General features: G+C 72.6%; 28 protein-coding genes, 2 tRNA genes and 1 pseudogene. 11 read left to right on the forward strand and 20 right to left on the reverse strand.

Going from position 1 to position 26935, the window contains the following annotated elements; all coding sequences use genetic code 11:
* Nucleotides 1-18 precede the first annotated feature (18 nt).
* The 5 genes from DEJ32_RS08180 to galU form a co-directional block, all read right to left on the reverse strand.
* The gene (locus DEJ32_RS08180) at nucleotides 19-846 is read right to left on the reverse strand and encodes a hypothetical protein (RefSeq protein WP_110900917.1); all 828 of its coding nucleotides are present in this window, start codon (nucleotides 844-846) and stop codon (nucleotides 19-21) included.
* Between the two features lie 265 nt (nucleotides 847-1111).
* A tRNA-Ala gene (locus tag DEJ32_RS08185) sits at nucleotides 1112-1184 on the reverse strand.
* A 74-nt stretch (nucleotides 1185-1258) separates the two neighbouring features.
* Complete coding sequence (locus DEJ32_RS08190) at nucleotides 1259-2407, reverse strand: hypothetical protein (RefSeq protein ID WP_110900918.1); 1149 nt, start codon at nucleotides 2405-2407, stop codon at nucleotides 1259-1261.
* A gap of 146 nt (nucleotides 2408-2553) precedes the next feature.
* Complete coding sequence (locus DEJ32_RS08195; RefSeq protein ID WP_110824056.1) at nucleotides 2554-3213, reverse strand: GNAT family N-acetyltransferase; 660 nt, start codon at nucleotides 3211-3213, stop codon at nucleotides 2554-2556.
* Nucleotides 3214-3302: 89 nt separating this feature from the next.
* Entirely contained in the window at nucleotides 3303-4193 is an 891-nt protein-coding gene (galU, locus tag DEJ32_RS08200) for a UTP--glucose-1-phosphate uridylyltransferase GalU (RefSeq protein WP_110890996.1), read from the reverse strand.
* 103 nt (nucleotides 4194-4296) lie between these two features.
* On the opposite strand from galU, the gene DEJ32_RS08205 reads away from it, so the two are divergent.
* Together DEJ32_RS08205 and DEJ32_RS16605 are read left to right on the forward strand one after the other, a co-directional pair.
* Entirely contained in the window at nucleotides 4297-4881 is a 585-nt protein-coding gene (locus DEJ32_RS08205) for a 5-formyltetrahydrofolate cyclo-ligase (RefSeq protein ID WP_110900919.1), read from the forward strand.
* A pseudogene (locus tag DEJ32_RS16605) lies at nucleotides 4772-5023 on the forward strand (FmdB family zinc ribbon protein); the annotation flags it as partial. The gene DEJ32_RS08205 and the pseudogene DEJ32_RS16605, both read left to right, overlap by 110 nt.
* A 14-nt stretch (nucleotides 5024-5037) precedes the next feature.
* Here DEJ32_RS16605 and DEJ32_RS16610 read toward each other — a convergent pair.
* Nucleotides 5038-5316, reverse strand: a complete 279-nt coding sequence (locus tag DEJ32_RS16610; protein ID WP_309146429.1) for a hypothetical protein — start codon at nucleotides 5314-5316, stop codon at nucleotides 5038-5040.
* A 17-nt stretch (nucleotides 5317-5333) separates the two neighbouring features.
* On the opposite strand from DEJ32_RS16610, the gene mscL reads away from it, so the two are divergent.
* A complete protein-coding gene (gene mscL, locus DEJ32_RS08215) occupies nucleotides 5334-5837 on the forward strand; it encodes a large conductance mechanosensitive channel protein MscL (protein WP_110824060.1) in 504 nt (167 codons plus the stop codon).
* Nucleotides 5838-5878: 41 nt separating this feature from the next.
* Here mscL and DEJ32_RS08220 read toward each other — a convergent pair whose 3' ends face one another.
* Nucleotides 5879-6466: a CDP-alcohol phosphatidyltransferase family protein gene (locus DEJ32_RS08220; RefSeq protein WP_110900921.1), complete on the reverse strand. Its 588-nt coding sequence runs from the start codon at nucleotides 6464-6466 to the stop codon at nucleotides 5879-5881.
* A gap of 426 nt (nucleotides 6467-6892) precedes the next feature.
* Nucleotides 6893-10645, reverse strand: coding sequence for an AAA family ATPase (locus DEJ32_RS08230; RefSeq protein ID WP_375342315.1), 3753 nt, complete (start codon nucleotides 10643-10645; stop codon nucleotides 6893-6895).
* A 180-nt stretch (nucleotides 10646-10825) separates the two neighbouring features.
* Here DEJ32_RS08230 and DEJ32_RS08235 point away from each other — a divergent pair, with 180 nt between their 5' ends.
* Genes DEJ32_RS08235 through DEJ32_RS08245 form a run of 3 tightly spaced genes read left to right on the forward strand, consistent with a single transcriptional unit; the run spans nucleotide 10826 to nucleotide 13141 of the window.
* Nucleotides 10826-11698 carry a CoA ester lyase gene (locus tag DEJ32_RS08235; protein WP_181420440.1) on the forward strand — a complete coding sequence of 291 codons (873 nt, stop codon included), beginning with the start codon at nucleotides 10826-10828 and terminating at the stop codon, nucleotides 11696-11698.
* A gap of 10 nt (nucleotides 11699-11708) precedes the next feature.
* Nucleotides 11709-12203, forward strand: a complete 495-nt coding sequence (locus DEJ32_RS08240) for a DUF6264 family protein (RefSeq protein ID WP_110900923.1) — start codon at nucleotides 11709-11711, stop codon at nucleotides 12201-12203.
* Between the two features lie 56 nt (nucleotides 12204-12259).
* Nucleotides 12260-13141: an aldo/keto reductase gene (locus tag DEJ32_RS08245; protein ID WP_110900924.1), complete on the forward strand. Its 882-nt coding sequence runs from the start codon at nucleotides 12260-12262 to the stop codon at nucleotides 13139-13141.
* Between the two features lie 101 nt (nucleotides 13142-13242).
* Here the strand turns inward: DEJ32_RS08245 and DEJ32_RS08250 are convergent, their stop codons facing one another.
* Nucleotides 13243-13746: a hypothetical protein gene (locus tag DEJ32_RS08250; RefSeq protein ID WP_110824067.1), complete on the reverse strand. Its 504-nt coding sequence runs from the start codon at nucleotides 13744-13746 to the stop codon at nucleotides 13243-13245.
* 153 nt (nucleotides 13747-13899) lie between these two features.
* Between DEJ32_RS08250 and DEJ32_RS08255 the strand changes: the two genes are divergently transcribed.
* On the forward strand, nucleotides 13900-14877 hold the full coding sequence (locus DEJ32_RS08255; protein WP_110900925.1) for an NAD(P)H-quinone oxidoreductase: 978 nt from the start codon (nucleotides 13900-13902) through the stop codon (nucleotides 14875-14877).
* A 41-nt stretch (nucleotides 14878-14918) separates the two neighbouring features.
* On the opposite strand, the gene DEJ32_RS08260 is transcribed toward DEJ32_RS08255, so the two are convergent.
* From DEJ32_RS08260 to DEJ32_RS08295, 8 genes are all read right to left on the reverse strand, one after another.
* Nucleotides 14919-15665: an amino acid ABC transporter ATP-binding protein gene (locus DEJ32_RS08260; protein ID WP_110900926.1), complete on the reverse strand. Its 747-nt coding sequence runs from the start codon at nucleotides 15663-15665 to the stop codon at nucleotides 14919-14921.
* Entirely contained in the window at nucleotides 15662-16558 is an 897-nt protein-coding gene (locus DEJ32_RS08265) for an amino acid ABC transporter permease (protein WP_110824070.1), read from the reverse strand. The genes DEJ32_RS08260 and DEJ32_RS08265 overlap by 4 nt, the downstream gene beginning before the upstream one ends.
* 7 nt (nucleotides 16559-16565) lie before the next feature.
* Complete coding sequence (locus tag DEJ32_RS08270) at nucleotides 16566-17390, reverse strand: ABC transporter substrate-binding protein (protein ID WP_110900927.1); 825 nt, start codon at nucleotides 17388-17390, stop codon at nucleotides 16566-16568.
* A gap of 106 nt (nucleotides 17391-17496) precedes the next feature.
* The gene (locus tag DEJ32_RS08275) at nucleotides 17497-17739 is read right to left on the reverse strand and encodes a hypothetical protein (protein ID WP_110900928.1); all 243 of its coding nucleotides are present in this window, start codon (nucleotides 17737-17739) and stop codon (nucleotides 17497-17499) included.
* Between the two features lie 86 nt (nucleotides 17740-17825).
* The gene (locus tag DEJ32_RS08280; protein ID WP_258368944.1) at nucleotides 17826-18323 is read right to left on the reverse strand and encodes a cupin domain-containing protein; all 498 of its coding nucleotides are present in this window, start codon (nucleotides 18321-18323) and stop codon (nucleotides 17826-17828) included.
* Complete coding sequence (locus DEJ32_RS08285; protein ID WP_110900994.1) at nucleotides 18320-19651, reverse strand: amidohydrolase family protein; 1332 nt, start codon at nucleotides 19649-19651, stop codon at nucleotides 18320-18322. The genes DEJ32_RS08280 and DEJ32_RS08285 overlap by 4 nt, the downstream gene beginning before the upstream one ends.
* Before the next feature lie 62 nt (nucleotides 19652-19713).
* Nucleotides 19714-21453, reverse strand: coding sequence for an adenosylhomocysteinase (locus DEJ32_RS08290; protein ID WP_146234109.1), 1740 nt, complete (start codon nucleotides 21451-21453; stop codon nucleotides 19714-19716).
* Nucleotides 21454-21547: 94 nt separating this feature from the next.
* On the reverse strand, nucleotides 21548-22552 hold the full coding sequence (locus tag DEJ32_RS08295) for a PrsW family intramembrane metalloprotease (RefSeq protein WP_258366022.1): 1005 nt from the start codon (nucleotides 22550-22552) through the stop codon (nucleotides 21548-21550).
* Nucleotides 22553-22627: 75 nt separating this feature from the next.
* Between DEJ32_RS08295 and DEJ32_RS08300 the strand changes: the two genes are divergently transcribed.
* The 3 genes from DEJ32_RS08300 (at nucleotide 22628) to DEJ32_RS08310 (ending at nucleotide 23828) form a co-directional block, all read left to right on the forward strand.
* A complete protein-coding gene (locus DEJ32_RS08300; RefSeq protein WP_110900930.1) occupies nucleotides 22628-22891 on the forward strand; it encodes a glutaredoxin domain-containing protein in 264 nt (87 codons plus the stop codon).
* Between the two features lie 117 nt (nucleotides 22892-23008).
* A complete protein-coding gene (locus DEJ32_RS08305; protein ID WP_110900931.1) occupies nucleotides 23009-23293 on the forward strand; it encodes a GlsB/YeaQ/YmgE family stress response membrane protein in 285 nt (94 codons plus the stop codon).
* A 130-nt stretch (nucleotides 23294-23423) separates the two neighbouring features.
* Nucleotides 23424-23828 carry a hypothetical protein gene (locus tag DEJ32_RS08310; RefSeq protein ID WP_110900932.1) on the forward strand — a complete coding sequence of 135 codons (405 nt, stop codon included), beginning with the start codon at nucleotides 23424-23426 and terminating at the stop codon, nucleotides 23826-23828.
* 90 nt (nucleotides 23829-23918) lie between these two features.
* Here the strand turns inward: DEJ32_RS08310 and nadE are convergent, their stop codons facing one another.
* Nucleotides 23919-24740 (reverse strand): ammonia-dependent NAD(+) synthetase, encoded by an 822-nt coding sequence (gene nadE, locus DEJ32_RS08315; RefSeq protein ID WP_110900933.1) that lies wholly within the window; start codon nucleotides 24738-24740, stop codon nucleotides 23919-23921.
* 115 nt (nucleotides 24741-24855) lie between these two features.
* Between nadE and DEJ32_RS08320 the strand changes: the two genes are divergently transcribed.
* Entirely contained in the window at nucleotides 24856-25779 is a 924-nt protein-coding gene (locus DEJ32_RS08320) for a DMT family transporter (protein ID WP_258368946.1), read from the forward strand.
* 90 nt (nucleotides 25780-25869) lie between these two features.
* On the opposite strand, the gene DEJ32_RS08325 is transcribed toward DEJ32_RS08320, so the two are convergent.
* Nucleotides 25870-25941 (reverse strand) — tRNA-Arg (locus DEJ32_RS08325).
* Between the two features lie 85 nt (nucleotides 25942-26026).
* Entirely contained in the window at nucleotides 26027-26521 is a 495-nt protein-coding gene (locus tag DEJ32_RS08330) for an HNH endonuclease (RefSeq protein WP_110824428.1), read from the reverse strand.
* Nucleotides 26522-26935: the final 414 nt, after the last annotated feature.

Here is a 26935-nt window from a genome sequence, read left to right on the forward strand (position 1 = left end):
GAGCCCCGCAAGGACCGATCAGCGGCAGGAGACGTCGCGGTCGATCGTGGTGGAGCCGTACGCGGCCTCGATCTGGGTCATCACGATCGTGCCGCCGGACAGCGGGGTCCCCGAGCAGGCCCGACGTGCCTTCGTGGTCGTGCTCTTGCCGAGGGCGATCCAGTTCGACCGGCCGTACAGCGTGCTCGACGAGCTGACCGACCCGGCGATGGTCTTCCACTGCGACGGCGTCGAGTAGATGCCGAACATCCGGACCCCACCCGCCTTGAGTCCGGCGATCATGCCTTCCATCGCGGCACGGTTCTGCGCCGTGTCCTTCTGGTACGAGAGCCCTTCCTCGACGTCGAGCCACCAGCGGTACGCGGCGGGGCGGCCGATGCCGCGGATCGTCACGTCGTCGTAACCGCGCGCGTACCCGTACATGAACGAGCACGCGAGGGTGAGCTGCTTCGCACCGCCCTTGGTCGAGCACCGACCGAACCGGTTCGTCGGCGCGGTGCCCTTGTAGGTGTTCGACTTCGGCCACACCGACGCCTGCAGGCCGGGGTTGGCGAACAGGACGTAGAGCTGGGTCTTCGGCTGGGTCGATCCGCCGACGGAGCCCGCGGCCCAGGCCAGCTGCTCGGCCAGGCACGGGTTCGTCGTGTTGCCGAGCGATCCGTTCACCCCGACGATGCCGAAGGCCTGTCCGGTCGGGACCGTCTTCCCGCACTGCGGCCACGAGATGTCCACCCCGGTCGGGGTGACGGCGGCGGAGGCCGCGGCGGTCGGGCCTGCGACGGCGACACCTGCTGTGATGACGACGGCGGTGACGACGGTGGCGACGAGACGACGCACGCGGTTCATGCTTCTCCCCCTGATGTGTCCGAGCGGGCGACGTGCCCGAGCGGGCGGCGTGCCCGATCGGGCACGCCTGCCCGAGCGGACGATGGTGCTCGGTCTGGCGACGGTGCCCGGCCGAGTGGCGGCTCCCCCTCGGGACCACCTGTTGTGGCGCTCGGGGAGTCTAGGGGCCGAGCACCCGGCACCGACACCCCCCGTTGCGGGCTGTGGACGGCCGGCAACGAGAACGGCCCGGAACCAATCGGTTCCGGGCCGTCGTGCTTCTCGGTGGAGCTAAGGGGATTCGAACCCCTGACCTTCTCATTGCGAACGAGACGCGCTACCAACTGCGCCATAGCCCCGAGTGCTCGACAACGATAGCACCGGGTCGCGGCGATCCGGTAATCGGGCCGCGGCGGTCGGGCGTGCCGTCCGGTCAGACCGCTCGACGGCGTCGCATGATCGCGTCGAGGTCCGTCTGTCCGTACGCGTCGTCGCCGATCACGCCCATCCCGGCCCAGCGGCTCGGGGCGGCGGGGGCGGCGGCCTCGTCGGTCGCGGAGGCAGCCGGACCGGGCGCAACCGGACCGGGCGCAGCCGACGCACCGGCCGCGGGCGCACTCCGGGGAGCCGGCGACCCGGCGGTCGCGGCACGGAGCCCGAGCCGCTCCGCGAGCCGCCCCTGGTCGTGCGAGGACAGCGCCGCGGCGGCCTCCTCGACGTCGGCACGCATCCGCGACACCCGTGCGAGCGACGGGTCGGCCGCAGCGGCTCGGACGGCAGCCGCTTCTGCCTCCGCCTCGGCCTTCGCCTGGGCCACGCGGTCACGCAGCCGGGCGGCGAGTTCGGCCGACGACTCCGGGGACGGATCGGGTCGGGTCGGCGTCTGCACGTACAGCGGCTTCGGGATCGGCCCCGGCGTCCAGGTGCGGTCCGCGGGCGCGGCCGTCGGCTGGTCGGTGGAGAGCGGCGGCGCGGGATCGGTCCACGCGGTGCTCGGCCGGGAGGCCCGGGTCTGCTCCGCCGCACCGGCCGCGGCCCGTCGACGGCGCGCGGTCGCGACCTGGTGCAGCTGTGCGAGCACGGCCGCGGAACCACCGGCCGCGACGAGTCCGGCCACCGCGAGCAACCAGGCGCCGGGGGCGACGACGAGCACGACCACCGCGAGCACGAGCCCGAGCGTGCCGAGCGTCGTGGCACCGAGACGTGAGCGACGCATGCGCATCGCGGTCAGGGCGGGCACCGAGGACGCCTTCTCGAGCACGGGCGCCTGGGCGGCGAGGCGACGGGTGATCTCCCGCTGCCGTGCGGCCTCGTGGGCGCGGACGATCGCGGCACGCTTCGCCTCCTCGGACCGGGCGACGCGCTGCGCCTCGGCGAGGGACTTCGCGTTCAGTTCGACGCGCACCTCGTCCGGCAGCTCGGCGGTCTGCGCCAGGATGCGGAGGGTCTGCTGCAGTCGGATCGCGTTCCGCTCGGTGGCGAGGTACTCACGACGGGCCGCCCACGCGGGCATCAGGTACACGACCCAGAGCACGGCCGCCACGAGCAGCACGACGCCGCCGCCCCAGGTCCCGATTCCCATGGGGGCAACGGTAGGGGGAGCGCGCCGCCCGGACGCCCATTGCCGGGAGCGTGTCGAGCGAGTCGTGACGGATCCGTCGGAGGCTCGGCGGGCCTCCCGGCCACGCCGGGGTCACCGGGCCGCGACGCGACCCGTCCCGTGGGTCGTCAGCCGCGCGGCGAGACGGGCAGCGGCACGCCCGCCTCGTCCCAGGCCTCCTGCGGCACGCGGCCGGCACCGTGCGGCACCTGCCCACGGACCCAGCGGTCGAGGACGCCCTCGCGGATCTCCTCCGCGACGAGGCCGAAGCAGAAGTGGTCGCGCCAATCGCCGTTGATGTGGATGTACCGGCGGCGCAGGCCCTCGTACCGGAACCCGAGCTTCTCCACGACGCGGAGGCTCGGGGCGTTCTCGGGACGGATGCAGATCTCGAGACGGTGGATGCCGACGGAGCGGAAGCAGTGGTCGGTCGCCAGCGCGACCGCGGTCGGCGTCACGTTGTGGCCGGCGGCGTCCTGCACCACCCAGTACCCGATGGAGGCGCTCGCGAGCGACCCGTACGTGATCCCGGAGACGTTCAGCTGGCCCACGAAGCGTCCGTCCAGTTCCATCGCGAACGGGAGGCCCAACCCGGCCCGGGCGTTGGCCTGCAGCGCGCGGATGCTCCCCTTGACGTCGGCGGACGCGAACCCGGAGGGGTTCGTCGCCTCCCACGTGCGGAGCCACGAGCGGTTGCCGGCCAACGCCAGGTCGAGCTCACGGGCGTCGCGGATCCGGAGGGGGCGGATGGTGACCCGCCCGTGGGTGAGGGTCGGGATCGTCGTCATCGCTTCTGGTTCCTCCGGGGTCCCGCGCTCGGCGGGACGGGTGTCCCGCACGTGGCCGGGGTCACCGGACCCGTGCGGGATGGGTCGACTCATTCGCCCGCGTTGAACTCCTTGAGCCAGGACTTGAGGTCCGGGCCGAGGTCCTCGCGGTCCGAGGCGAGCTGCACGATCGCCTTGATGTAGTCGAGTTTGTCACCGGTGTCGTAGCGGCGTCCACGGAAGACGACGCCGTACACGCCACCTGTCCATTCCTCGGCGCTCGCCATCTTCATGAGCGCGTCGGTGAGCTGGATCTCGCCGCCCTTGCCGGGCTCCTGCTTCTCGAGGACGTCGAAGACCTCGGGGCGGATGACGTAGCGGCCGATGATCGCCAGGTTCGACGGGGCCTCGCCCTGGGCCGGCTTCTCGACCAGGCCGGTGATCTTCACGACGTCGTCGGTGTCGGTCTCCTCGACGGTCGCGATGCCGTAGAGGTGCGTCTGCGACGCCGGGACCTCGAGCAGGGCGACGACCGTGGCCTTCTTCTCGCCCTGGACCTCGATCATGCGCTTGAGCAGCGGGTCGCGGGCGTCGATGATGTCGTCACCGAGGAGCACGGCGAACGGCTCGCGGCCGACGTGCATCTTCGCGCGGAGCACGGCGTGACCGAGGCCGAGCGGGTCACCCTGACGCACGTAGTGCATGTCGGCCAGGTCCGTGGACTGGTTGACCTTCTGCAGCTTCTCGTGGTCGCCCTTCTTCTTGAGGGTCTCCTCGAGCTCCGACACGTGGTCGAAGTGGTTCTCGAGCGCGTTCTTGTTGCGCCCGGTGATCATCAGCACGTCGGTGAGTCCGGCGTCGACCGCCTCCTCCACCACGTACTGGATGGCCGGCTTGTCGACGACGGGGAGCATCTCCTTCGGCATCGCCTTGGTCGCGGGGAGGAAGCGCGTGCCCAGCCCTGCGGCGGGGATCACTGCCTTCGAAATCTGGAAGCCCATGGACAGACCGTATCCGAAACGCATTTCGCGGGCATGTCAACTGATAGGAGGACAGGCAGATCAGCGGGAAGCCGCAGCACCGGCGCTCGCTACACTCTTCGCCATGACCGCCGATCTCGGGAACGAGAAGCGCGCCCTCCGAGCCGACCTCCGGCAGCGGCGACGCAGCCGGACCTCGACCGTCCGTGACGCCGACTCCCTCGCCCTGACCGCCACGCTGCAGCGTTTCGTCGAGGAACGCCAGATCACCTCGGTCGCGCTCTACCTGTCGGCGCCCGACGAACCCGACGTCCGTCCCTTCCTCGACTGGGCGTTCGCGCGGGGCATCCGGGTGCTCCTGCCGATCACCCGCGAGGACGGGCTGCTCGACTGGGCGGTCGGCGACGGGTCCTCGGAGCGCGAGGGACCGTTCGGCATGCCGGAGGTCGTCGGCGAGGTGCTCTCCCCCCTGGCGATCAACGACGTCGACGTGATCATCACGCCGGCCGCCGCCGTGGGGCACGACGGCGTCCGGATGGGCTGGGGACGCGGGTACTACGACAAGACCCTCGGGTCCATGGCCAACCGCCCGCCCGTCTATGCTGTGGTGTTCGACACGGAGTACCTCGACGAGGTCCCGCGCGAACCCCACGACGAACCCGTCGACGGCATCATCACGCCGTCGCGCATCATCACGTTCCGGAGCTGACGTGCCCACCTACTCGTACCGCTGCACCGAGTGCGGCAACGCGTTCGACATCAAGCAGGCCTTCTCCGACGCCACGCTCACCGAGTGCCCGGTCTGCGGCGGGGTCCTACGGAAGGTGTTCTCGCCCGTCGGTGTGACCTTCAACGGAGGTGGCTTCTACCGGACCGACTCGCGCGCGACGCCGTCGGGGTCGGGATCCGGCTCATCGTCGGGGTCGGGGTCGTCGTCCGGGTCGGGGTCGTCCGGCTCCTCCGGGTCCTCGTCCGGCTCCGGGTCCTCGTCCGGCTCCGGGTCCTCGTCCGGCTCCGGGTCCTCGTCCGGCTCGGCGTCGTCCTCCGGGTCCGGGTCGTCCTCCGGGTCGGGGTCGTCCGCGTCCTGACCGGCCCCGCGCCTGCTGGATAGGTTGGACCGGGCCATCGCGCGGTGGCCGTCCACGACAGAAGGGGGCTCGCGTGAAGGGCTTCAGGGAGTTCCTGCTCCGCGGGAACGTCATCGACCTCGCGGTGGCGGTCGTCATCGGAGCCGCGTTCACCGCCATCGTGACGGCGGTCGTGACGGCGTTGATCAACCCGCTCATCGGTGCGGTCTTCAACGCCTCCAGCTTGGACAAGGCCCTGATCGTGTCGTTCCCGACCGTGTCCGGCGGCGACACCGAGCTGCTGTTCGGCAAGGTGCTCGGCGCCGTCCTGAACTTCGTGATCGTCGCAGCGGTCGTCTACTTCGCGCTCGTCGTGCCGGTGAACCACCTCAAGAAGGTCGCGTTCGACCGGACGAAGCACGACGAGGAGCAACCGCCCGCGGACGTCCCGCCGACGGACGTCGAGGTGCTCCTCGAGATCCGCGACCTGCTGCGCGCCCAGCAGGGTGCCGAGCCGGGTGTCGGCGGGCACGGAGCGCACGTCGCTCCGGCGGACGCACCCGAGGGCGCCGGCATCGCCGGAACGACGAAGCTGTAGGTGCCGGTGCCGGTGCCGGTGCCGGTGCCGGGAGGGTCGGCCTACGCCGGAGCGCGATGCGCCCGGTGCTTCCGGGCCATCTCCCCCGCGTACTGCAGCCCGGCGAGGACGTGCCCGACCGTGCCGAGCCAGACGAAGACGAGACCGACGCCCCGGACCCAGTGGTGGTCGGCGGCGACCGACGTCGACGAGAACAGCAGGACCGGCAGCCCGACGAACAGCAGCGCGGACCGGATCTTGCCCGTCCACGTCACGCGGAGGTCCGGGTTGCCGCGGAACCACGCGCTCGAGAGCGCCAGGAGCGCCAGGTCGACGGCCACCACGACCACGACGACGATCCACGGCAGCAGCCCGACGAGCACGAGCGACAGCACGATCGCCACGATCGCCAACCGGTCGGCGATCGGGTCGAGCGTCTTGCCGAGCTGGGACTCCTGGTGGAGTCGTCGCGCCAGGAACCCGTCGGCCCAGTCGCTCACGCCGAGGACCACCAGGGAGGCCAACGCCCATCCCGGGTGTCCGGCGACGACCAGCCCGACGTAGACCGGGATGAGGGCGAAGCGCACCAGCGTGATGAGGTTCGGCAGCGTCTGCCAGTCGGGCCGGGTCCGCCGGGAGGGCTCCGTCATCACACGCTTCCGTTCGGGGTGGGTCACTGCAAGGGTACCGGTCCGACCCGTGCACTCGTCGGTCGCACCCGACCGGCGGCAGGCCGTCCTCCGTCAGCCGGGACGGTCATCCCCAGTGCGGCGGCCGGTCGCGGAGGAGCCGGTCGTCGTTCTCGCCCGCGCCGTGGCGCGCCGGTTCCGGCGCCGGTGTCGGGTCGCTGCCGGGGACCGCACGGGTCGTGACGCGCCTGCCGGAGCGGGACGTGCCTCCCGGCCCGGTCGACCGCGGCAAGGCGGGTTCCGGGGTCGCCGCGGGGTCGGTGGCCGCCCCCGACGCATCTCCTGCCCGGGACGCACCCGCGTCCGGTGTCCACGTCCCCGTCAGTTGGTCCGTCGTCGAGGTCACCGGTCCTGCCTGCCGCGAGGCCCGGCGTGGGACCCTGGCGGTCATCGGCGTGCGGGCACCGGCGGGATCGAGATCTCCTGGGTGGCACCGCGGTCGACCCCGAGCACCTGCGCCACCGTGTTCGCCACCCGGTCCGGGTCGGAGAACAGCTGGAACGCGTGCACGCGGACGTAGTGCCAGCCGAGACGACGGAGCACCTCGGGACGGAGCCGGAGCGACTCACGCAGCGACCCCTTGACGAGCGACGCATCGGTCTCGATGGTGACGCAGACCCCGCCGTGCGCGGCGACCAGGCCGAGCTTGCCGCGGTGGCCGAGCGCGACCGGGATGCCGCGCATCTCCAGCCGCCGGGCCAGGTCGACGAGCAGCGGGTCGGAGTCGTCCGGCACGTACTCGGCGGTGGTCCGGGCGCGGACCTCGGCCAGGATCTCGGCGAGGGCGACCGTGCCGTGCCCCATGCGCTCGGCCTCGATGTCGGACGGCTGGAAGCACGTGACGATGACCATCGACCGACGGGCACGGGTCATCGCGACCGCGAGCAGCCGCTCACCCCCGGGCTTGCCGAGGGGACCGAAGTCGCGGAGGACCCGACCGTGCGGGGTCCGGCCGTAGCCGATGGAGAACACGACCCGGTCGCGGCTCTGCGCCACGGACTGCTCGAGGGTGGCCACGATGAACGGCTCCGGACGGTCACCGATGACGAACTCGGTGAGGTCCTTGTGGCCCTGCGCGGCAGCGAGCACGGCCTGCTCGACCCGGACCGCGTGCTTCGCCGAGGCCGTGATGACCATGAGCGACTCGGTCGGACGGGTGCGGGCGTGCTCGATGACGTGCCGGACGACCCGGTCCACCTCGGCGTCGACGCTCTCGACGGCGCCGGACTCGGGGTCCGGCACGGCCTTGCCCTCGCTGACGTAGTCGAGCGCGATCGAGCCGTGGCCGAGGAACGAGCCGGCCCAGGGCAGCGACTCGATCCGTCCGCCGTAGAAGCGACGGTTGACCAGCTCCGCCAGGTCCTCGCCGCCGGCCCGGTACGACCGGGTCAGCGACAGGGTGGGCAGGAGCGTGGACAGCTTCGCGAGGGCCGAGTCGGCGTGCAGGGCGTCGAGCGTCTCCTCGTCCACCTGCAGCGCGCGGTGGTCCGGGTCGACGGCGATGCGGAACGGCGACGGCGTCTGCGTGACCGGGTCACCGAACACGACGGTCTGCCGAGCGCGGCGGACGGCGCCGACGGTCTCGGCGATCGTCACGGCGCCGGCGTCGACGAGGATCACGGTGTCGAACGGCATCGTGTCGGCGATCTGCGCGACCTCGTACGGGGAGGCGAGCCAGACCGGGGCGATGGCGCGGGACAGGTGCGGTGCGGAGTCGTGGAGCAGACGCGACGTGATCGCGCCCTCCTTGAGCTGCGTCTTCAGCGCGGAGGACTCCTCCGGCCAGTCGACGAGCCCGACCTTCCAGTTCTCGGCGAGCTGCCACGCCAAGCCCTGGGACACCCCGGCCGCGTGCGCGTCGTCCACGAGTCGGAAGTCGGCCTCGACCCGGTCGAGCATGTCGGTGTTCGCACCGAGCAGGGCCCGGTCGGACTCGAGCATCGTCTCGAGCGCGGACTGCCACCAGGCCAGCTCGAGCTCGGCGGGCACCTGCACGTCCGGCACGTGCCGGTTCGCCAGGTCGGTGAGCAGCGGCTCGAGCTGCAGGTCGCGGAGCGTCTGCATGAGTTCGGTGCGCTCCTGCAGGTTGTGCAGGACGTCGGACTCGGCGGCCAGTTCGGCGATCGTCGGGACGAGCTCGTCGATCGGCAGGTTCGCGAGCTGCTGGTCGCGGCTGGTGCGACCGAGCGGCTCGTCCAGTCGGGCCAGGTCCTCGACGACGTTCGAGAACAGCACCTGGACGTCGGCGATGCCGGTGGGGACCTCGGGGTTCACGCCCGCGGCCACGTAGCGCTGCCAGAGGACGCGCTGCTGCTGGACGCGGGTGAGGGCCTCGTGCAGGTCGGACACGTGCACGCCGGGACGGACGTACTCGCGGGCGAGCTTCTTGAGCCGACGGCGGTTCGTGCTCGACATCGGCGCGCCCTCGCCCCGGGGAGCGGTCGCGGCGACGAGTTCGGACACCGACCGGTCGAACACGATCGGCAGGAAGCGGTCGAGGGTGTCCCGGATCTCGGTGAGCAGGCGGAGGTAGATGCCGAGCTCGTTGATCGTCGTGAACTGCCGCATGTGGGTCGACGCCACGAGGTCGTGTGCGCGCTGCAGGAGGGCCGGCAGTGCGCCGCCGTCGAGTTCCCGCGCGGTCGCGTGGGCACGCTGGGCGCCGTCGCTCGAGGTGAACCGCGCGCCGTACCAGGGCGAGTCGTCGGGGCCGTAGCGGAACTCGCCGAGGTTCGCGGCGCTGACCATGGTCTCGGCGACGCGGGCGCGACCGGTGACCATCGAGACGACGGACTGCTTCGACAGCCGGGCCGTCGTGGACGGGGCGACCGGCAGCAGGGACAGGCGGGAGAGCTCGACCAGGCAGTCGAGCACGCTGACCCCGAAGTCGGGGTCGGTGCGGGTGAGGGCACCGCGGTAGTCGGTGAGGACCTTGCGGAGCCGCACCAGGGCGTCGTCGACCTCGCGGAGGTTCGGCCGGCTCGCCTTCTCGTTGCGGGCGATCGCACGGACCACGTCACGGCGGAGCGTCGCCGGGGTGACGGCGACGCCGGGCAGGTGCACCTCGCCGAAGCGGGCCGCGATGCCACGGAGCGTGGCGCGGCGCGGGCTGACGACGAGGACGCGCTTGTTCGCGGCGACCAGGCCGCCGAGGGCGTTCACGATCGTCTGCGTGCCGCCGGTGCCGGGGAGCGTCTTCACGACGATGGAGTTGCCGGCCGTGATCTGCGCGATCACGTTCTCCTGCTCGTCGTCGGCGTCGAGCAGCAGGGTGTCCGTCTCCGGGCTGCGCTCGTCCGACGGCGTCTGCTCGACCGGGTGGTACGACTGCTCGACCTGCCACTTGGCGCTCGGGTTGCCGGCGAGGGCGTCGAGCACCGGGTGCGCGAGGTCCTTCGTGTCCTCGACGAGACCGGTCGCGACCTCGGCGAACGTCGACACGACGAGCCGGGCGTGCACCGAGAAGCCGGGGATGTGCGCCGTCAGGCCGCGGAGCCGGTCGATCACCGGGTTCGGGGTGAAGGAGCCGTCCTGCTGGGCGAGGGCGACGAACGACTGCGCGTCGAGGGTGATGCCGAACTGCTCGCGGAGCGCGTCGGCCAGGCCCGGGTTGAGCACCGGTTCACCGAGCAGCCGGACCTCGAAGTCGCGGCCGTGTCGTCGGATCGCGAGCGGGCGGAGCAGGACCGGGCCCCGGTGGTGCTCGTCGCCGTGCTCCCAGTCCGCGATGCCGATGCCGAGCTTGACGGCGTCGATCCCGCGGACGGTGGCGAGCTCGGTGCCCTTCGCCTCGACGTGTCCGGCGGCGACGCGGGCGGCCCGCAGCGCGACCTCGTCGCGGATCAGGCTCGAGAGCAGCGTGGTCTTGCCGGTGATGAACTGGGCCAGACCGCCCGGATGCGTCGTCGAGAGTTCGATGCGCGCGCGGGGGTGGTCGGCGAAGTGCACGAGCGGGCTCGTCCCACCGACGCCGGCGAGCTGCTCGCGCCACGCGTCCCACGCGGGCTCGGCCGCGTTGCCCGCGGTCAGCCGCGGGTCGCCGAGACTGATCGCGTGCGGGCTCGTGACCTGGAGCTCTGGGCGCAGCGGGGACTGCTCGTCGGGCAGGTCGGTGCCCTCGACGGGGGCGTCGTCGTTCACGTCGTCCTCATCGTCGGTCGCCCTGTCCACTCTCCACACCCGCCCACTGTAGGCGGAAGCGCTGCGGCACTCTGGCAATGAGCCCGCTGTTTCGGCGTTTCACCCGGCCCGGATGCGCTGTGGTGGACCGCCCCGCCGCCGCGCCGGGGCCGGGAGGCGCGGGTGTGGTACCAACGGTGCATGGCCACCGACGACCGTCCTGCTCCGCCCACCCCTGCCGTGTCCCGGCGTCGATCGGTCCCCGCCGAGATCTCGCGCTCCTGGCTCCTCGTCGCCGGCACCGCCGCGGAACGCTTCGAGCGGGCCACCCGCTCCCGTGCCGACCAGGTGATCCTGGACATCGAGGACGCCGTCGACCCCGCCGCGAAGCCGTCCGCCCGCACCACCGTCGCCGCCTGGCTGGCCGGTGGCGGCGAGGCCTGGGTGCGGATCAACGACGTCACGACCGAGTTCTGGGAGGACGACGTCGAGGAGCTCCGCGGCCTGCCCGGGCTGCAGGGCGTGATGCTCGCAAAGACGGAGTCCCCGGCGCAGGTCACCGACACGTGGCACCGGCTCGGCGGACACACCCCCGTGATCGCGCTGGTCGAATCGGCGCTGGGCATCGAGGAAGCGGTGTCGATCGCCCGCGCGCAGGGGGCGTTCCGCCTGGCCTTCGGGAGCGGCGACTACCGCCGCGACACCGGCACGAGCGCGGACACCCTCGCGATGGCGTACCCGCGGTCCCGCCTGGTGGTGGCGTCCCGTGTCGGCGACCTGCCCGGGCCCATCGACGGCCCCACCGTCGGTTCTTCGCACCCGATCCTGCGCGAGCAGTCACAGGTCGCGGTGTCGCTCGGCCTGACCGGCAAGCTCTGCCTGGACACCGAGCAGCTCCCCGTCATCAACGAGGTCATCTCGCCGACCCCGACCGACGTCGCCTGGGCGCAGGACTTCCTCGACGACTTCGAGGCGCGCGGACGCGTGATCCGCGACGGGTCGGACCTGCCGCGACTCGGACGGGCGCAGAAGATCCAGCGCCTCGCCCAGGCGTTCGGGGTGGAGGCGCGGTAGGAACGGTGCCATGACCTGGTCGAACGTCCCCGGATCCGGACCGCAGCAGCACCCGGGCGCCCGGCAGCACAGCGAGGCCGAGCGCGTCGCGTGGGAGCAGGGTGCGACGTCGCTGTTCCCGCCGGCGAAGATCGCGGACCGGGTGTCCACCGTCCTGCTCCTGGTGGCCGGTGCGGTCCTCACCGCGATCGCCGCCGTCGCGGGCGTGATCGCCGTGGCCTCCACGACCGCGTCCTGCGGCGCCGACGACGGCTGCTCCCCCGGCGGGACCGTCGGCGGTGCGGCGATCGCGGTCGGCGGAGCGTTCGTCATCGGGGTCGTCACGCTCGTGTTCGCGATCCGCGCCTGGATCCGGCGACGGACGTCGTGGTGGATCGCCGGGATCGGCTTCGTCCTGACCGTCGCCGTCGTCACGTGGGGGACGGTGCTCGTCGTGCAGGCGCTCGACGAGCAGGGCGTCGGCCCGGGGCGCGGCTTCGACACCGCACAGCTCCCCGTCCCCTGAGCCGCCCTGCGTCCACGGCTGGACGTCCGCCGACCGGCGCGGCGCATGCTGGGCCCATGAAGCAACGAGTCATCGGAGACACGTCCGTCAGCGCCATCGGACTCGGCGGCATGCCGATGTCCATCGAGGGCCGGCCGGACGAAGCGCGCTCCGTCGCCACCGTCCACGCCGCCCTCGAAGCCGGTGTCACCCTCATCGACACCGCCGACGCGTACGACCTCGCCGCCCACGACGAGGTCGGCCACAACGAGGAGCTCATCGCCCGGGCCGTCCGCGAGTACGGCGGGGACACGTCGGAGGTGCTCATCGCCACGAAGGGCGGCCACCTGCGGCCGGAACCCGGGGCCTGGGCACAGAACGGCGACCCGGCCTACCTCAAGGAGGCCGCGAAGGCCTCGGCGAAGCGTCTCGGCGTCGAGGCGATCGGCCTCTACCAGTTCCACCGCCCGGACCCGGCCGTCCCGTACGCGGACTCGGTCGGTGCGCTCGCCGAACTGCTCGACGAGGGCGTCATCCGCATGGCGGGCATCTCGAACGCCACGGTCGACCAGATCCGGCAGGCGAACGAGGTCCTCGGCGGCCGCCTCGCATCGGTGCAGAACCGGTTCTCCCCCGTGTTCCGCTCGAGCGAGCCGGAGCTCGAGCTCTGCGACGAGCTCGGCATCGCGTTCCTGCCGTGGAGCCCGCTCGGCGGCATCGCCGGCGCGGCCGACCTCGGCACCACGGCCGAGGACTTCGCCGTCCTCGCCCAGGAGCGCGACGTCACCCCCCAGGTCATCGCGCTGGCGTGGGAGCTCGCGAAGAGCGACGTCGTCATCCCGATCCCGGGGGCGTCCCGCCCGCAGTCGATCCTCGACTCGGTGACGGCCGCGACCGTGAAGCTCCGTCCGGAAGAGGTCGAGCGTCTCGACGCGTCGCGTCCGGAGCAGGCCGCGTAGGTCCCGCCACGCGCCACAGCGAGCCGACCGGCTCGCGCACCACGGGCCTCCTGTCCGGATGACGGGAGGCCCGTGGTGCGTCCGTCAGCGGACGGTGCCGCTCAGGACGCGCAGGTCGAGTCGAAGTCGGTCCCGGCCGTCTGGACCGCCGTGGCCGAGTCCTGGAACGCGCCGAGGTCGGCCGACTGCGGGTCCTTCGTGATCGCCTCGAGTCGCGTCACCATGTCGCCGTAGGCGCTCTGGAACGCCTCGGCCTTGCCCTTGACCTCGGTGTTGCTCACCGCGTCGACACCGGCGTCGATGTCCGCGTCGAGCTCCTTGAGCTTGGCGACCGCGGCGTCGGGGTCGGACTGCAGCTTCGTGGCCTCGGACTGCAGCCCCTCGGCGGCCGACCGCACCTTGCTCTCGAAGGCGGCGCACGCGTCGGCCTTGGACTGCGAGCCCGACTGCTCCTCGGCGGCCTTCGACGGTGCGCTCGAGGACCCGCTCGTGGCGCCCTGACCCTGGGTCCCCTCGGCCGTCGTGCTGCCGCCCGAGGAGCAACCGGCGAGCAGGACCGCGGCGAGCGCTGCGGTCGCGAGGACGGAGACGTGCTTCGTGGACATGGGATCCCCCCTGGTCGGTGTGGGGCCGCCGGCCGGAGGCCCCGTTCCGCCCCGACAGTACTGATCGGATGCTCAGGGAGTGCGGGACGGCCACCCCCGTCCGCCCAGCCCCGTCCGCCCCGTCCCGACCGGGGACGCGCGTACGGTCGAGGGATGCGTGCCATCACCATCTCCCAGCCCGGCGACGTCGACGTCATGTCCCTCGGTGAGCTCCCCGACCCGGTGCCCGGCGAGGGCGAGGTCCTCGTCGAGGTCGCGGCGGCCGGCGTCAACAACGCGGACCTGCAGCAGCGCCAGGGGAACTACCCGCCGCCGCCCGGAGCGTCCGACGTGCTCGGGCTCGAGGTGTCCGGGACGATCCGTGCGCTCGGCACCGGCGTGACGGGCTGGTCCGTCGGAGACCGCGTGTGTGCGCTCCTCAGCGGCGGTGGGTACGCGTCGCTCGCCGTGGTGCCGGTGGCACAGCTCCTGCCGGTGCCGGACGGGCTGGACCTGGTGTCCGCCGCCGCGCTCCCCGAAGCGGCCTGCACGGTGTACTCGAACATCGGGATGCTCGCCGGACTCCGGCCGGGGCAGACCCTGCTCGTCCACGGTGGGACCGGGGGCATGGGATCGCACGCAGTGCTCTGGGCGAAGGCCCTCGGCGCCCGGGTGGTCGCGACGAGCGGTGGCGCGCGGAAGGTCGCGGCCTCCCGCGAGCTCGGCGCGGACCTGGTCGTCGACCACCGCGAGGAGGACTTCGTCGAGCGTGCCCTGGCCTTCACGGACGGTGTCGGCGTGGACGTCGTCCTCGACGTGGTCGGTCCGTCGTACCTGCACCGCAACCTCGAGGTCCTCGCGCCGAACGGGCACCTCGCGATCATCGCCGCCGGGTCCGGGCCGGACGCGACCCTGCCGATCGGCCAGCTCATGCGGAAGCGCGCCTCGGTCAGCGGCACGACCCTGCGGGCACGACCGGCTGCCGAGAAGGCCGAGATCGTCGCTGCCGTGCGGCGGGACGTGTGGCCGTTCGTCGAGGACGGCCGTGTCCGTCCGGTCGTGGACACCGTGCTGCCCCTCGCCGACGCGGCCGAAGCGCACCGGCGTCTGGCGTCCGGCGACGTCGTCGGGAAGCTGCTGCTCGCCGTGTAGCGGTGCCGGCGGCGGTCACACCGTCGACGGCCGTGTCGCCGCTACGCGTGCACGCGCGCCAGGAACGCCCGGAGCGCCGGGTGCTGCGGGGCGTCGAGGACGGCCGCGGGAGCGCCCTGCTCGACGACCTCGCCCTCGTGCAGGAAGACGATCCGGTCGGCGACGTTCCGGGCGAAGTGCATCTCGTGCGTCGTCATGAGGATCGTCGACCCCTGCTGCTTGAGCTCGGTGACGAGGTCGAGCACCTCGCCGACGAGCTGCGGGTCGAGGGCGCTCGTCACCTCGTCGAGCAGGAGCAGCTCCGGGTCCGACGCGACGGCCCGGACGATCGCGACGCGCTGCTGCTGCCCACCCGACAGACGGTCCGGGTACGAGCCGGCGAAGTCGCCGAGCCCGATCCGGTCGAGCAGGCGGCGAGCCGTCGCCTCGGCGTCCGCACGGGAGGCCCGGTGCACCTTCCGCGATGCGAGGGTCACGTTGTCGAGGACGCTCATGTGCGGGAACAGGTTGAACTGCTGGAAGACGACGCCGATCCGCGCGCGGGTGGCGTCGACGTCGACGCGGGGGTCCGAGACGTCCTCGCCCTGGAGGAGGACCTGCCCGTCGTCGATGCCCTCGAGCAGGTTCACGGTCTTGAGCAACGTCGACTTGCCGGAGCCGGACGCCCCGATGACGCAGATCACCTCGTGTCGGTGCACGGTCAGGTCGATCCCGCGCAGGACGGGGCGGTCGCCGAAGGACTTGCGCAATCCACGCAGTTCGAGGACGGGAGCGGTCTGCTCGGTCACACCGTGCCTCCGATCTGTTCACGCTGCTGCTGCTTCCGGGCGACGGCGTCCGTGACCCGGATGAGCGGCAGGCTGATGAGGACGAAGAGCAGGCCGGCGACCAGGTAGGGCGTGAAGTTCGTCTGCTCCGCCTGCGCGATCTGGGCGCTGCGGACGGCGTCGACGGCGCCGAGGATCGAGACGAGCCCGACGTCCTTCTGCATCGACACGAAGTCGTTCATGAGCGCCGGCGTGACCTTGCGGATCGCCTGCGGCAGCACGACGAGCCGCAGCGTCTGCGCGTGGGACAGGCCGAGCGACCGGGCGGCCAGGCGCTGGGACGGGTGCACCGCCTCCATGCCGGCGCGGAGCACCTCGGCGACGTACGACGAGTAGGTCAGCACGATCGCGATGGTGCCCCAGAACTCGGGCGCCAGCCGCGGGAAGACCCCGAGCCCGGGCAGGCCGAACCCGACCAGGTACAGCACGATGATGAGCGGCAGGCCGCGGAACAGGTCCGTGTACCCGGTCGCGAGCATCCGGAGCGGGAAGAACACCGGGCTCCGCAGTCCGCGGACGACCGCGAGCAGGGTGCCGAGCACGGCGACGCCGATGCTGGCGGCGAACAGGATCCGGACGTTCAGCCAGAGCCCGAGCAGGATGTCGGGCAGGGTCTCCCACGCCACCTGCGGGTCGAAGAACGACCGCTGCACCGCGGCCCACCCGGGGGTGTTGACCACGCCGACCCAGACGAGCGCGACGACCACGAGCGTCGAGACGACGGACACCACGACGGAACGGCGGCCGCGCTGCTGGCGGTAGAGCTGCCGCTCGCGTTCGACCTGGCTGGGTGCCGGGGCGGCGACGGGCGCGCCCACGCCCGCCGGACCGCCCGCACCGGCGGGCAGGGTCATGCCCGCGTCACTTCAGGACCGGGGTGTTCGTCTCGGAGGAGAGCCACTTCGTCTGCAGCTGCTCGAGCGTGCCGTCCTCCTCGAGCGACTCGAGGGCGTCGTCGACCTTGCTCGTCAACGCCGAGTCCTTCGGCAGGACGAAGCCGAACTGGTCGCCCGCGTCGTCGGACGGGAACTGCGCCGACACGGTGCCGTCGTCGAGCTGGGCGGCGGACATGTAGAACGCGGTCGGCAGGTCGGTGACGATCGCGTCGATCTGGCCCGACTTGAGCGCGAGCACGGCGTCGTCGTTCGAGTTGAACACCTGCGGGGTGACGCCGAGCACGGACTTGACGCTCTGGATGCTCGTCGACCCGGCGGCGACGCCGATCGTGTCCTGCTTCAGCGCGGCGATCGTCGTGTCACCGGCGGCCTTCGACCCGGTGGTCGTCACGACGGCCTGCGTGGTCGTGTAGTACGGCGTCGACATGTCGACGGCCTTCTTGCGCTTGGCGTCGATCGAGAACTGCTGGATGTTGAGGTCCCAGTCCTTCGCACCAGGGGCGATCGCGCTGTCGAAGGTGCTGCGCTCCCACACGACGTCGCTCTTCGCGTAGCCCATCTCCTCCGCGACGGCGTAGGCCACGGCGGACTCGAAGCCCTTGCCGGACTCGGGCTGGTTGTCCTCGACCCAGGGCGAGTACGCCGGGTCGCCGGTGGCGATCGTGAGCTTGCCGTCGGTGACGGTGCCCTCGGCGTTGTCGCTGCTGCCCCCTGCGGAGCATGCGGCGAGGGCGAGCGCGGCGACGGTGGTGGTCGCGACGGCGATGGTCAGGCGGAGGGGACGGGTCACGGTCTGGCCTTCGTCAGGGGGAACAGGGCAGGACCCGAGTGTACTGGGCCGTGGGATACCAACGACCGGTCGACGCGGTTCCTGCCCTGCCGACGCTCGGCTGGTGTCAGCGGCGCCGACGCTCGTTGATCGCCGCGCCGGTGTAGGTGATCGCCAGGAACATCGCCGCACTCGCCGCGAGTCCCGTGACCCAACGGTCGGACGCCGGCGGGGTGGTCATGACGGCAACGCTGGCCGCGACCAACGACGCGCTCACCGGGAGTGCGACCGGGAGCCGGAGCAGCAGGCCGACGGCGGCGATCAGCGCCGCAGCAGCGACGGCTGCAGCACCGGTTCGAAGTCGTGCCATGGGCGGTTCCTCCCGTTGTGATCCTGGCCGGACGGCCAGCGATGCCAACGTAGGACCGCCTCCTTCACGGGGTCAAGTACAGTACATCAGTCGAGCATCGTGAAGTCGTCGAACGAGAACCCGGGCGACACCAGGCAGCTGAGGAGCACCTCGCCGTCACCCGGGAGCGTCCGCTGCCACACGCCTCCGCGGACGAACGCCTGTGCGTCGTTCACGCGGTCACGGCCGGCGTCCGGGCCGAGGGTGATGCGTGCGCCGGGCTCCGGCTGGTCGCCGGACCCGCCGAGTTCGAGCTCGACGGCGTCCGGCCCGTGCCACATCCAGATCTCGTCGCTCGTCACGCGGTGCCACGCGGAGGCCTCGCCCGGCGGCAGGAGGAAGTGGATGAGCGTCGCGGCGGGGCGCTCACCCGCGGGCGTGCTCACGGTTGCGGGCGACGTCCACGTGCGGACAAACCAGCCACCCTCGGGGTGCGGCTCCATGCCGAGCGCGGCGGCGCGCTGCGGGACGTCGAGCCACTCGACGACGTCGCCGGCGACGGTGCGGCGAGCGGCCATGCCGGGGCGGGGTGCGGTGTCGGTCATCGGGACTCCTTGCTCGGGGTGGGTGCCGCGCCTGCGGCGGACGGGGCCAGGGGGACACGGGCAGCAGCTTCGGTGGTCCGGACCACCCCGCGGACGACGGTCGCCACCGCACGCCCGGCTCCGTCCTCCACGAGTTCGGCGAGCGCGTCCGGCACGGTCCGGGCGTCGACGTCGAACACCGCGAGGTCGGCGCGGGCTCCGACGGCCAGGTGTCCGATCCGGTCCGGTCCGACCGCGAGTCCCATCGCGTGGGCGCCACCGAGGGTCGCCGCCGCGAGCAGCCGCTCGTGCAGGTCGCGTCCGCTGTAGCCCTGTGCGCGGGCGATGCGGTGCAGTGCGGTGACGTCCGCCATCGGGTCGAGCGACGGCGAGGACGACAGCGAGTCGGTGCCCACGGCGATCGGGCTGCCCTCTCTCAGGTAGTCGGCGACCGGCGGCGGGTCGAGCCCGATGACGGCGTTCGAGCGCGGGCAGAGCGCGACCGCGGTGCCGCGCGCGCGGAGCAGTGCCCGGTCGGCGGCGGTCATGTAGACGCCGTGCGCGATGTGGCAGTCCGGCCCGAGCACGCCGAGGCGGTCCACGAACGAGGTCGCACTCGCGCCGAACCCGAGCGCGCGCATGGCCCGGAAGGACGGCACGTTCGCCAGGTGCCAGTCCGCACCGTGGCCGACGCCGACGACGCCCGCGAAGCCGGGGATCGGTTCGATCGCGGTGCGCTCACCCTCGAAGGCCGCTTCGCCGAGGTGCAGGTGCAGCCGGAGTCCGCGCTGCCGGACGATGTCGGGCAGTTCGAGCAGCGGCGCGACGTCGAGCGAGTACGGGGCGTGCGGGGAGAGCCCGGCGCCGGGGGTGGTGGGCACCCGCTCGAGTTCGGCGAGGACCTGGTCGCGCCCGCGCTCCTGCCAGGCGGCGTTCTCCCAGTCCATCACCTCCCAGTAGGCGATGCCGCCGAGACCGGCGTCCTCGAGCGCGGTCACCGCCTCGATGTCGGTCACCACGTCGGCGATGCTCGTCACCCCGGCCGCCACCGACTGTGCCGCACCGGCCGCGGCCTCGGCCCGCCAGTCGTGTGGCTGCGCGTAGACGGCGTTGAACGCGGCGGCCCAGTCCTCGAATCCGGCGTACCGGCCGCGCCCGACACCGGCCATGCCTGTGTACTGCAGGTGCGTGTGCGCGTTGACGAGTCCCGGGAGGAGCGCACCCCGCCACCGCCGCTCGGTCACGGGGGTGCCGTCGAGCTGGTCCACCACCCAGGAGCGTTCGCCGACGTGCAGGATCCGGCCGTCGCGCACCGCGACGGCGCCGTCCGCGATCGGCGGCGCGGTCATCGGCACGACGATCCGAGCGGAGTGCACCGTCGTCTGCGCGGGTGCGGTCGGCCGCCGACCGGTCACGTCGGGTCCCCGAAGCGTCGGGTCCGGACGTCCGGCTCGCGGTCCACGGGTTGCGCGGCGAGCGTCGCGGCGGACGTGCCGCCCAGGTCGGTACCACCGCCGGGAGGCCCACCCCGCGCCCCGAACGCGGCGAGCGCCACGCGGGCGGTCGCCTCGTCCACCTCGGGGTCGATCGGCACGACGGCGCGGTCCAGCTCGTCGCCCCGCTCGACGAGCATCCGCACGGCACCGAGCTGCGCCGCGAAGGACAGGTCCATCACCTCGATCGGGTTGCCCTCGGCCGCGGTGATGTTGATGCACCCGCCGCCGTCGAGCAGCAGCACGCCGGGACCGTCCGGGAGCGTGAGGCGCTCGACCCGTCGACCCACCGTCGTCCGCTCGGCCCCCGCTGCGACGGCGTCCTCGACCGCGATCTCCTGGTCCACCCCGCCCGCGACCGACAGGACCGCTCCGGGAGCGCACGCACGGAGCACCGTCAGGCTGACCGTGTCCGCCACCCCGGTCGCGCTCACCACCAGGTCGGCGGTGCGGACGGCGTCGACGAGCGGAGCGACCTCGTACCCGGCGAACACGGCCTGCAGCGCCCGGACCGGGTCGGTGTCGGCGACGGTGACCCGGAACCCGAGCGCCCGGAGGACCAGGGCGACCCCCTCCCCCACGTGACCGAACCCGGCGACGACCGCCCGGCCTCCCGTCAGGTCGGGCCGGACGCCGGGGTCGAGCGCGTCGACCAGGTCGAGTGTCGCGAACACCGTCGACTGCCCCGTGCCGTACCGGTTGTCGAAGAACGTCTTGGTGCGGGCGTCGTTCACCGCGACGACCGGGATCCCGAGCTGGCCGCGGGCCGCCATCACGCGCAGCGGGCGGAGGCCGCTCGTGGTCTCCTCGGCAGCTCCGAGCATCGTCGGCAGCAGGTCGGGGCGCTCCTGGTGCACGAGCCGGATGACGTGCGACCCGTCGTCGACGAGCACGTGCGGCCGGGTGTCGAGCATCGCGAGCGCGAGCGCGCGCTGTTCCGCCACGGTCGCGGTGCTGCTCGCGTGCACGGGGACGCCGGCCCGGCGGAGGACCGCGGCGACGGCGTCGTCCGTCTCGTCCGCATGCGCGTAGACGACCACCTCGGCGCCGGCGTCCTGCAGCAGGAGGGACAGCACGGCGGTCTTCGGCTCGAGGAACAGGCTCACCCCGACGCGGGTGCCCCGGAGCAGGCCGCCCTGCCGGAGCTCGTCGGCGACGGCACGGGACACCGGCATGGAGCGGCGGGCCCAGCGGATGCGGGCCTCGGCGGCGGGGTCGTCCTCGGGCTCGCGGCCGGTCGACACGAGGAACACGTCGTCGGAGAGCGTCGGCACGCCGCGGACGCCGGGGCGGGCGAGCACGGTCGGGCCGAAGGCGTCCTCGTCGACGGCGGGGACGTGGCGGCCGGCATCGACCACGAGCAGCAGCGCGCCGCGGGGACGGTCCGCGGTGGCGTCCTCCACGGCAGCGGCGCTCTGTTCGGGCGTGCCGAGACACCAGAGCTGGTCGACGGCCGCGCCGTCACCGGCGTCCGCCGGTCGGGCTCCGAGCCCGACGAGCGATGCGTGCAGGGCGGCGGCGTCCCGGGGATCACCGCCGACGACGCGGAAGCGCCGGGCGGCGAGGAGCGTGTTCGTCACGCGGGCGGTGTGCCGGACCGCGGCGGACACCCAGGCCGACGTTGCGGGATCAGCGCGGGTCGGGTCGGCGCGCGGCATGGGGACATCGTAGGGCGGGCCGGTGGCCCGGCGGTGCCGGTGGTGCCGGCGGTCGAGGCTGGCCGTGGCGCACGGGCGCGCCGGGCCCGCCCGGTCAGAGCACGTGCGGCGGCGGCGTCCGGTGCCAGACCTGCTCGGCACCGTCGTCGGGGACACCCCACGGTCCGGCGGGGACCTGCCACGAACCGACGGCCGGTACCTGCTGCGCCTCGATCCGCCGCGTCAGCCGCCGGTGATGCAGGAGCACCCCGACCAGGACGGCGACGCCGATCACGCTCACGACGGCGAGGCCGGCGACGTACAGCGTCGTCACGACACCGGCGAGCGCGGGGGGCACGGTCCCGTCCTGCGCCGCCGAGAACGGCGTCCCGGTGATCACGAACGCGAGCAGGGTCGAGATCGTCGAGTTCGAGTCCCACAGCCCGTGCAGCACCGACACCACGACGTAGGCGACCAGCACCGACCACGTCCACCGGAACCGGGGACGACCGTGCGCCGCCCCGAAGAGCACCGCCCCGAGGATCGCCGTCCAGAGCACGTGCCCCACCGGCGAGAGCACGGCGCGGGCCACCTCGGTCTGCAGGAGCGACACGAGGTCGATGCCGCGGGTGGTGATCGCCGCGTTGAACGCGTACCCGGCCGACTCGAACGCCGAGAACCCGGCACCCACCGTCGCCCCGAGCAGTGCGCCCTGCCGTGCCGTCTTCGGTCGGACCCGCCAGCCGACCACGACCAGCAGCAGGCCCTTCACGAGTTCCTCGGCGAAGCCGACGAGCAGGTACAGGGTCGCCCCGGGGCGCAGGTCGGACTCGAGCAGGGACGCCCCGAGCACCCCGAGGACCCCGCCGACGAAGAACGCCGTGACCAGCTGCATCGTGCTCACCGTGCCGGTGACCCGTTCGATGACGAACAGCACCACGGTGAAGGGCACGAGGAAGCTGCCGAGCAGGATGATGGTCGGCACCAGGTTCGTGTTCTGCGTGGCGACGGTGACGATGATCGTCACGACCCACAGCAGGAACCCGCTGAGGAGGGTCTTCCACCACCAGCCGTGCCGGTGGTGGGGGTGCGCGCCGACGTGCGCGGTCTCGAGCGTCATGTGCCTCATCGTGCTCCGCGCCGCATGCCGAGGGTCTCCGGGAATACGGATGACGCGGTTCGCGTAGTCCCCCGCATGACCGATGAGACGTTCGACAAGGTGACCGTGTTCGGCGCGGACTGGTGCCGCGACTGCCGCCGCTCCAAGGCGCTGCTGGACCGACTGGGCGTGGACTACGAGTACGTGGACGTCGAGGCCGACCTGTCCGCCGCCGACCGCGCGCAGGCGATCAGTGGCCGGAAGAACATCCCCGTCGTGGTGCTGCCGGACGGCAAGCACTTCGTCGAGCCGTCCGACGCCGAGCTGCAGGCGGAGCTGGAGTCGTCGGGGGCGCTCTGACCGATCGCCTGCGCTTGCTGGGAACGTGCTGGGCCGGGCGCGTGTTCACTCGGGTGTCGGCCCTGAGCTCGGTGATCCGCCGCAGCCTCGGACCGGCCGCAGAACAAGGAGAACAACATGGGTGTACTCGGCACCATCATCGGCCTCATCGTCGTCGGCCTCATCGCCGGCGCCATCGCACGGCTGGTCATCCCCGGTAAGCAGCACATGTCGATCCTGATGACCATCATCCTCGGCATCGTCGGCTCGTTCGTCGGAGGCCTGCTCGGATTCCTGATCTTCCGCCACGACCTCGCGGACGGCTTCTTCCAGCCGTCCGGCCTCATCGGGTCGATCATCGGCGCGATCATCGTCGTGCTCATCTACACCCGCGTCGCGGGTCGTGGCGGCAACCGCCGCTGACACACGGACACACACCGGCGCCGACGCGCTGGTGGCCGGGAGGCCCGGGACCAGCTGGTTCCGGGCCTCCCGTCGTCCTGTGCCCCGGAAGTCCGGAACGCGCGCAGGCACCCGGCGTACGGTCCACGACATGACTGATGCGAACGACACCCGTCGCCCGGAACAGGACGCAGCACGGCTCGGCCTCGTCGTGGTCGGTGAGGCCGCCGCACTCCAGTCCGGCGACGAGGCCGCGATGGACGCGAGCGAGGCGAACATCCGCGAGACCATCGACGAACTCGTCGACGTGCCCCTGACCGACCGGCAGGAGGAGGTCGTGGAGCGGCTCGCGCAGGCCGGCGGCACCCTGACCGCCGGGCTCAGCGGCGCACTCGCCGCACGGACCGGCAACAGCGTCGACGACGTCCTCGAGGGCGCGGCCCGGAGCATCGTCTGGCAGGAGCGACTCACCGAGCAGCGCGAGGACGCCGGCCCCCAGGACCGCGGACGGCAGGACGCCGGCCGCGACGACCAGGACGGTCGCCCCTCCGCCTGATCCGGGACCACGGACACACGGGAGGCCCGTCACCAGTTGGTGACGGGCCTCCCGTGTGTCTCCGGTCACCTCAGCGACCGCGCTGGGACGTCAGCGACGCCACCACTCGTCGAACGGCGACGCCGGCACCTGACGCTTGTGCTCGGTCGAGCGGTACCGCGCCTCGATCGCCTCGGCGACCTCGACCGGGACGTCGTGTCCCTGCAGGTAGGCGTCGAGCTCGGCGTAGGTGAGGCCGAGGTTCGCCTCGTCGGTCTGGCCGGGCAGGTCGTCGAGCAGGTCCGCGGTCGGCGCCTTCTCGTACAGGCGGGCCGGCGCACCGAGGTGCTCGAGCAGCTGGCGCCCCTGGCTCTTCGTCAGACCGGTCAGCGGCGTGAGGTCGACGCCGCCGTCGCCGTACTTCGTGAAGAAGCCGGTCACGGCCTCGGCCGCGTGGTCGGTGCCGACGACCAGGAGCCCGCGCTGCCCGGCGACGGCGTACTGCGCGACCATGCGCATGCGGGCCTTCACGTTGCCCTTCACGAAGTCGCTCAGGGCGACGCCGGCCTCCGCGGTGTCCTGCACCACGCCGTCCACCCCGTGCTCGATGTTCACGACGATGCCGGGGTCCGCGGCGATGAACTGCAGGGCGAGCTGCGCGTCGTCCTCGTCGGCCTGCACCCGGTAGGGCATCCGCACGGTGACGAACTCGGCGGCGTGCCCCTCGGAGCGGAGCGACTCGACCGCGAGCTGCGTCAGGCGGCCGGCGAGCGTGGAGTCCTGCCCGCCGCTGACGGCGAGGACGTAGCCGTTCGCGCCGGTGGTCAGCAGGTAGTCACGCAGGAAGCCCACGCGTCGGGCGATCTCCTGCTCCGGGTCGATGGTCGGCTGGACGTTGAGGTCCGCGGCGATGGCGGCTTGGAGTTCTCGCACGCACCCAGTATCCGCCCGAGCCGCGCCGGGCGCACGGACACCGTGGAGGTGCTCACTAGAGTGGCGGCCACACCGGTCGGAGCCGCACCCGCACCGGGGACGACGGAGGTCGATCGTGAGGGACGAGCGCCGCGCCGGACTGCTCGCCGTCACCGTTACCGCTTTCCTCTGGGGCACCACCGGCACCGCCGCGACCTTCGCGCCCGACGTCGGCCCGCTCGCGATCGGTGCCGCGGCGCTCGGCGTCGGCGGGATCCTGCAGGCGGTCGTCGGCGCGCGGGCCCTCCGAGCGGCTGCTCCATTGCTCGTGCGGAGCCGCGCACTCGTCCTCGTCGGCGCGGTCGCCGTCGCGGTGTACCCGCTCGCGTTCTACAGCTCGATGCACACCGCCGGGGTGGCCGTCGGCTCCGTGGTGTCGTTGGCGTCCGCTCCCCTGGCGTCCGGGGTCCTGGAGCGGGTCGTCGACCGGCGGCCGCTCAGCCGGTGGTGGGTGCTCGCCGCGGCGCTCGGTGTCGTCGGGAGCGTGCTGCTCTGCCTGTCCAGCCTGGCGGGGTCGGCGGACCCGGCCGGCGTCGGGTCGCCTGGGTCGACGGTCCTCGGGGTCGTGCTCGGCCTCGTGGCCGGAACCACGTACGCGGTCTACTCGTGGACGTCGCGTCGGCTCATGGTCGACGGGGTCCCCCGCGCGGCCGCGATGGGTGCCGTGTTCGGCGGCGGTGGGCTGCTCCTCATGCCGGTGCTCGCCGTCACCGGAGCGCCCCTGCTCGCGTCGCCGCAGAACGCCGCGGTCGGCGTGTACATGGCGATCGTGCCGATGTTCCTCGGGTACCTGCTGTTCGGGTACGGACTGGCGAGGATCCCGGCGAGCACCGCCACCGCCGTCACCCTCACCGAACCGGCGGTCGCTGCCGTGCTCGCGGTGCTGGTGGTCGGCGAGCGGCTCACCGCGGTCGGGTGGGCCGGGCTGGGCGTGATCGCGATCGTGCTCGTCGTCCTGGCGGTCGCGCCGACGAACACCCGGGCTGGTTCGCGCTCCTGAGGACGGGCCCGGACGGACCACCGAGGTGCCCCTGGAGGGACTCGAACCCCCAACCCGTTCCTGAGGACGGGACCGGACGGACCACCGAGGTGCCCCTGGAGGGACTCGAACCCCCAACCCTTTCCTTAGGACGGAACTGCTCTTCCATTGAGCTACAGAGGCCGGCCCGACCACTCTAGCGGGAGCCGGGACGCGCCGGACGAGAGGCGTGGGGCGGGCGTACCCGAGGCCTCCCGTCCGGCCCCACCTACGCGGCGACCAGGTACTCGTCCCAGTCCGGCTGCGGCCGCTCGATGCCGCGGACGACCCAGGCCGAACCGTGCGGGGCCTTCGGCGGGAACCGCAGCGTCCACCCCATCTCACGCGGGGTGCGGTCGCCCTTGACGTTGTTGCAGGCGAGGCAGCAGGCGACGAGGTTCTCCCACGAGTCTCGACCGCCACGGGACTTCGGCTGGACGTGGTCGATCGTGGTCGCGTTCCGACCGCAGTAGGCGCACCGGTTGGCGTCTCGGCGGAGCACACCGCGCCGGGACACCGGGATCAGCCGGGACTGCGGGATGCGCACGTACCGGGTCAGGATGATGACGGACGGACGGTCGTAGCTGACGGCGGCACCGGTGACGGGGTGCAGGGTGTCGGCGGCGACGACGGAGGCCTTCTGGTTCATGACGAGGACCAGGGCTCGACGGAACGAGATCACCGCGAGGGGCTCGTAACCGGCGTTGAGGACGAGAGTGCGCATGGGTTCCCTTCCGACGTGCCTGGACGGCTTCCAGGCGGTGCGGGCACCGGGTCGGTCGGCGTGGAACGGGTGGTCACGGCCTCCGGGCCCGAGGGCGGGTCCGGCCGGCCCACGCCGTCGGAGCGGGCCGTCCTGCCGGAGCGGGGCGGTCCCACCGTCGTGGCGGGCCGGATACACGAAGAGCACCACCCGTCAGGGCGGTGCTCCGGTCAGTCGCGCGCGAGTTGCGGCTCGCAGGCTGTGGTCGTCCGTATGTCGACATGCGCGCGCCGACCCATGGTGCGGGTCGTGCGTGACGTCGACATGTGGTCTCCCGTTCGGGTCGAGGCGATCCGATGCGTGCAGGCTAACCCAGAAACCGGCCCCGCACGAGGGGTGCGGGGCCGGTTCGGACGCTGTTCACATGCGCGCGCG

Source organism: Curtobacterium sp. MCPF17_046 (genome assembly GCF_003224295.1).
Taxonomy (GTDB): Bacteria; Actinomycetota; Actinomycetes; order Actinomycetales; family Microbacteriaceae; genus Curtobacterium.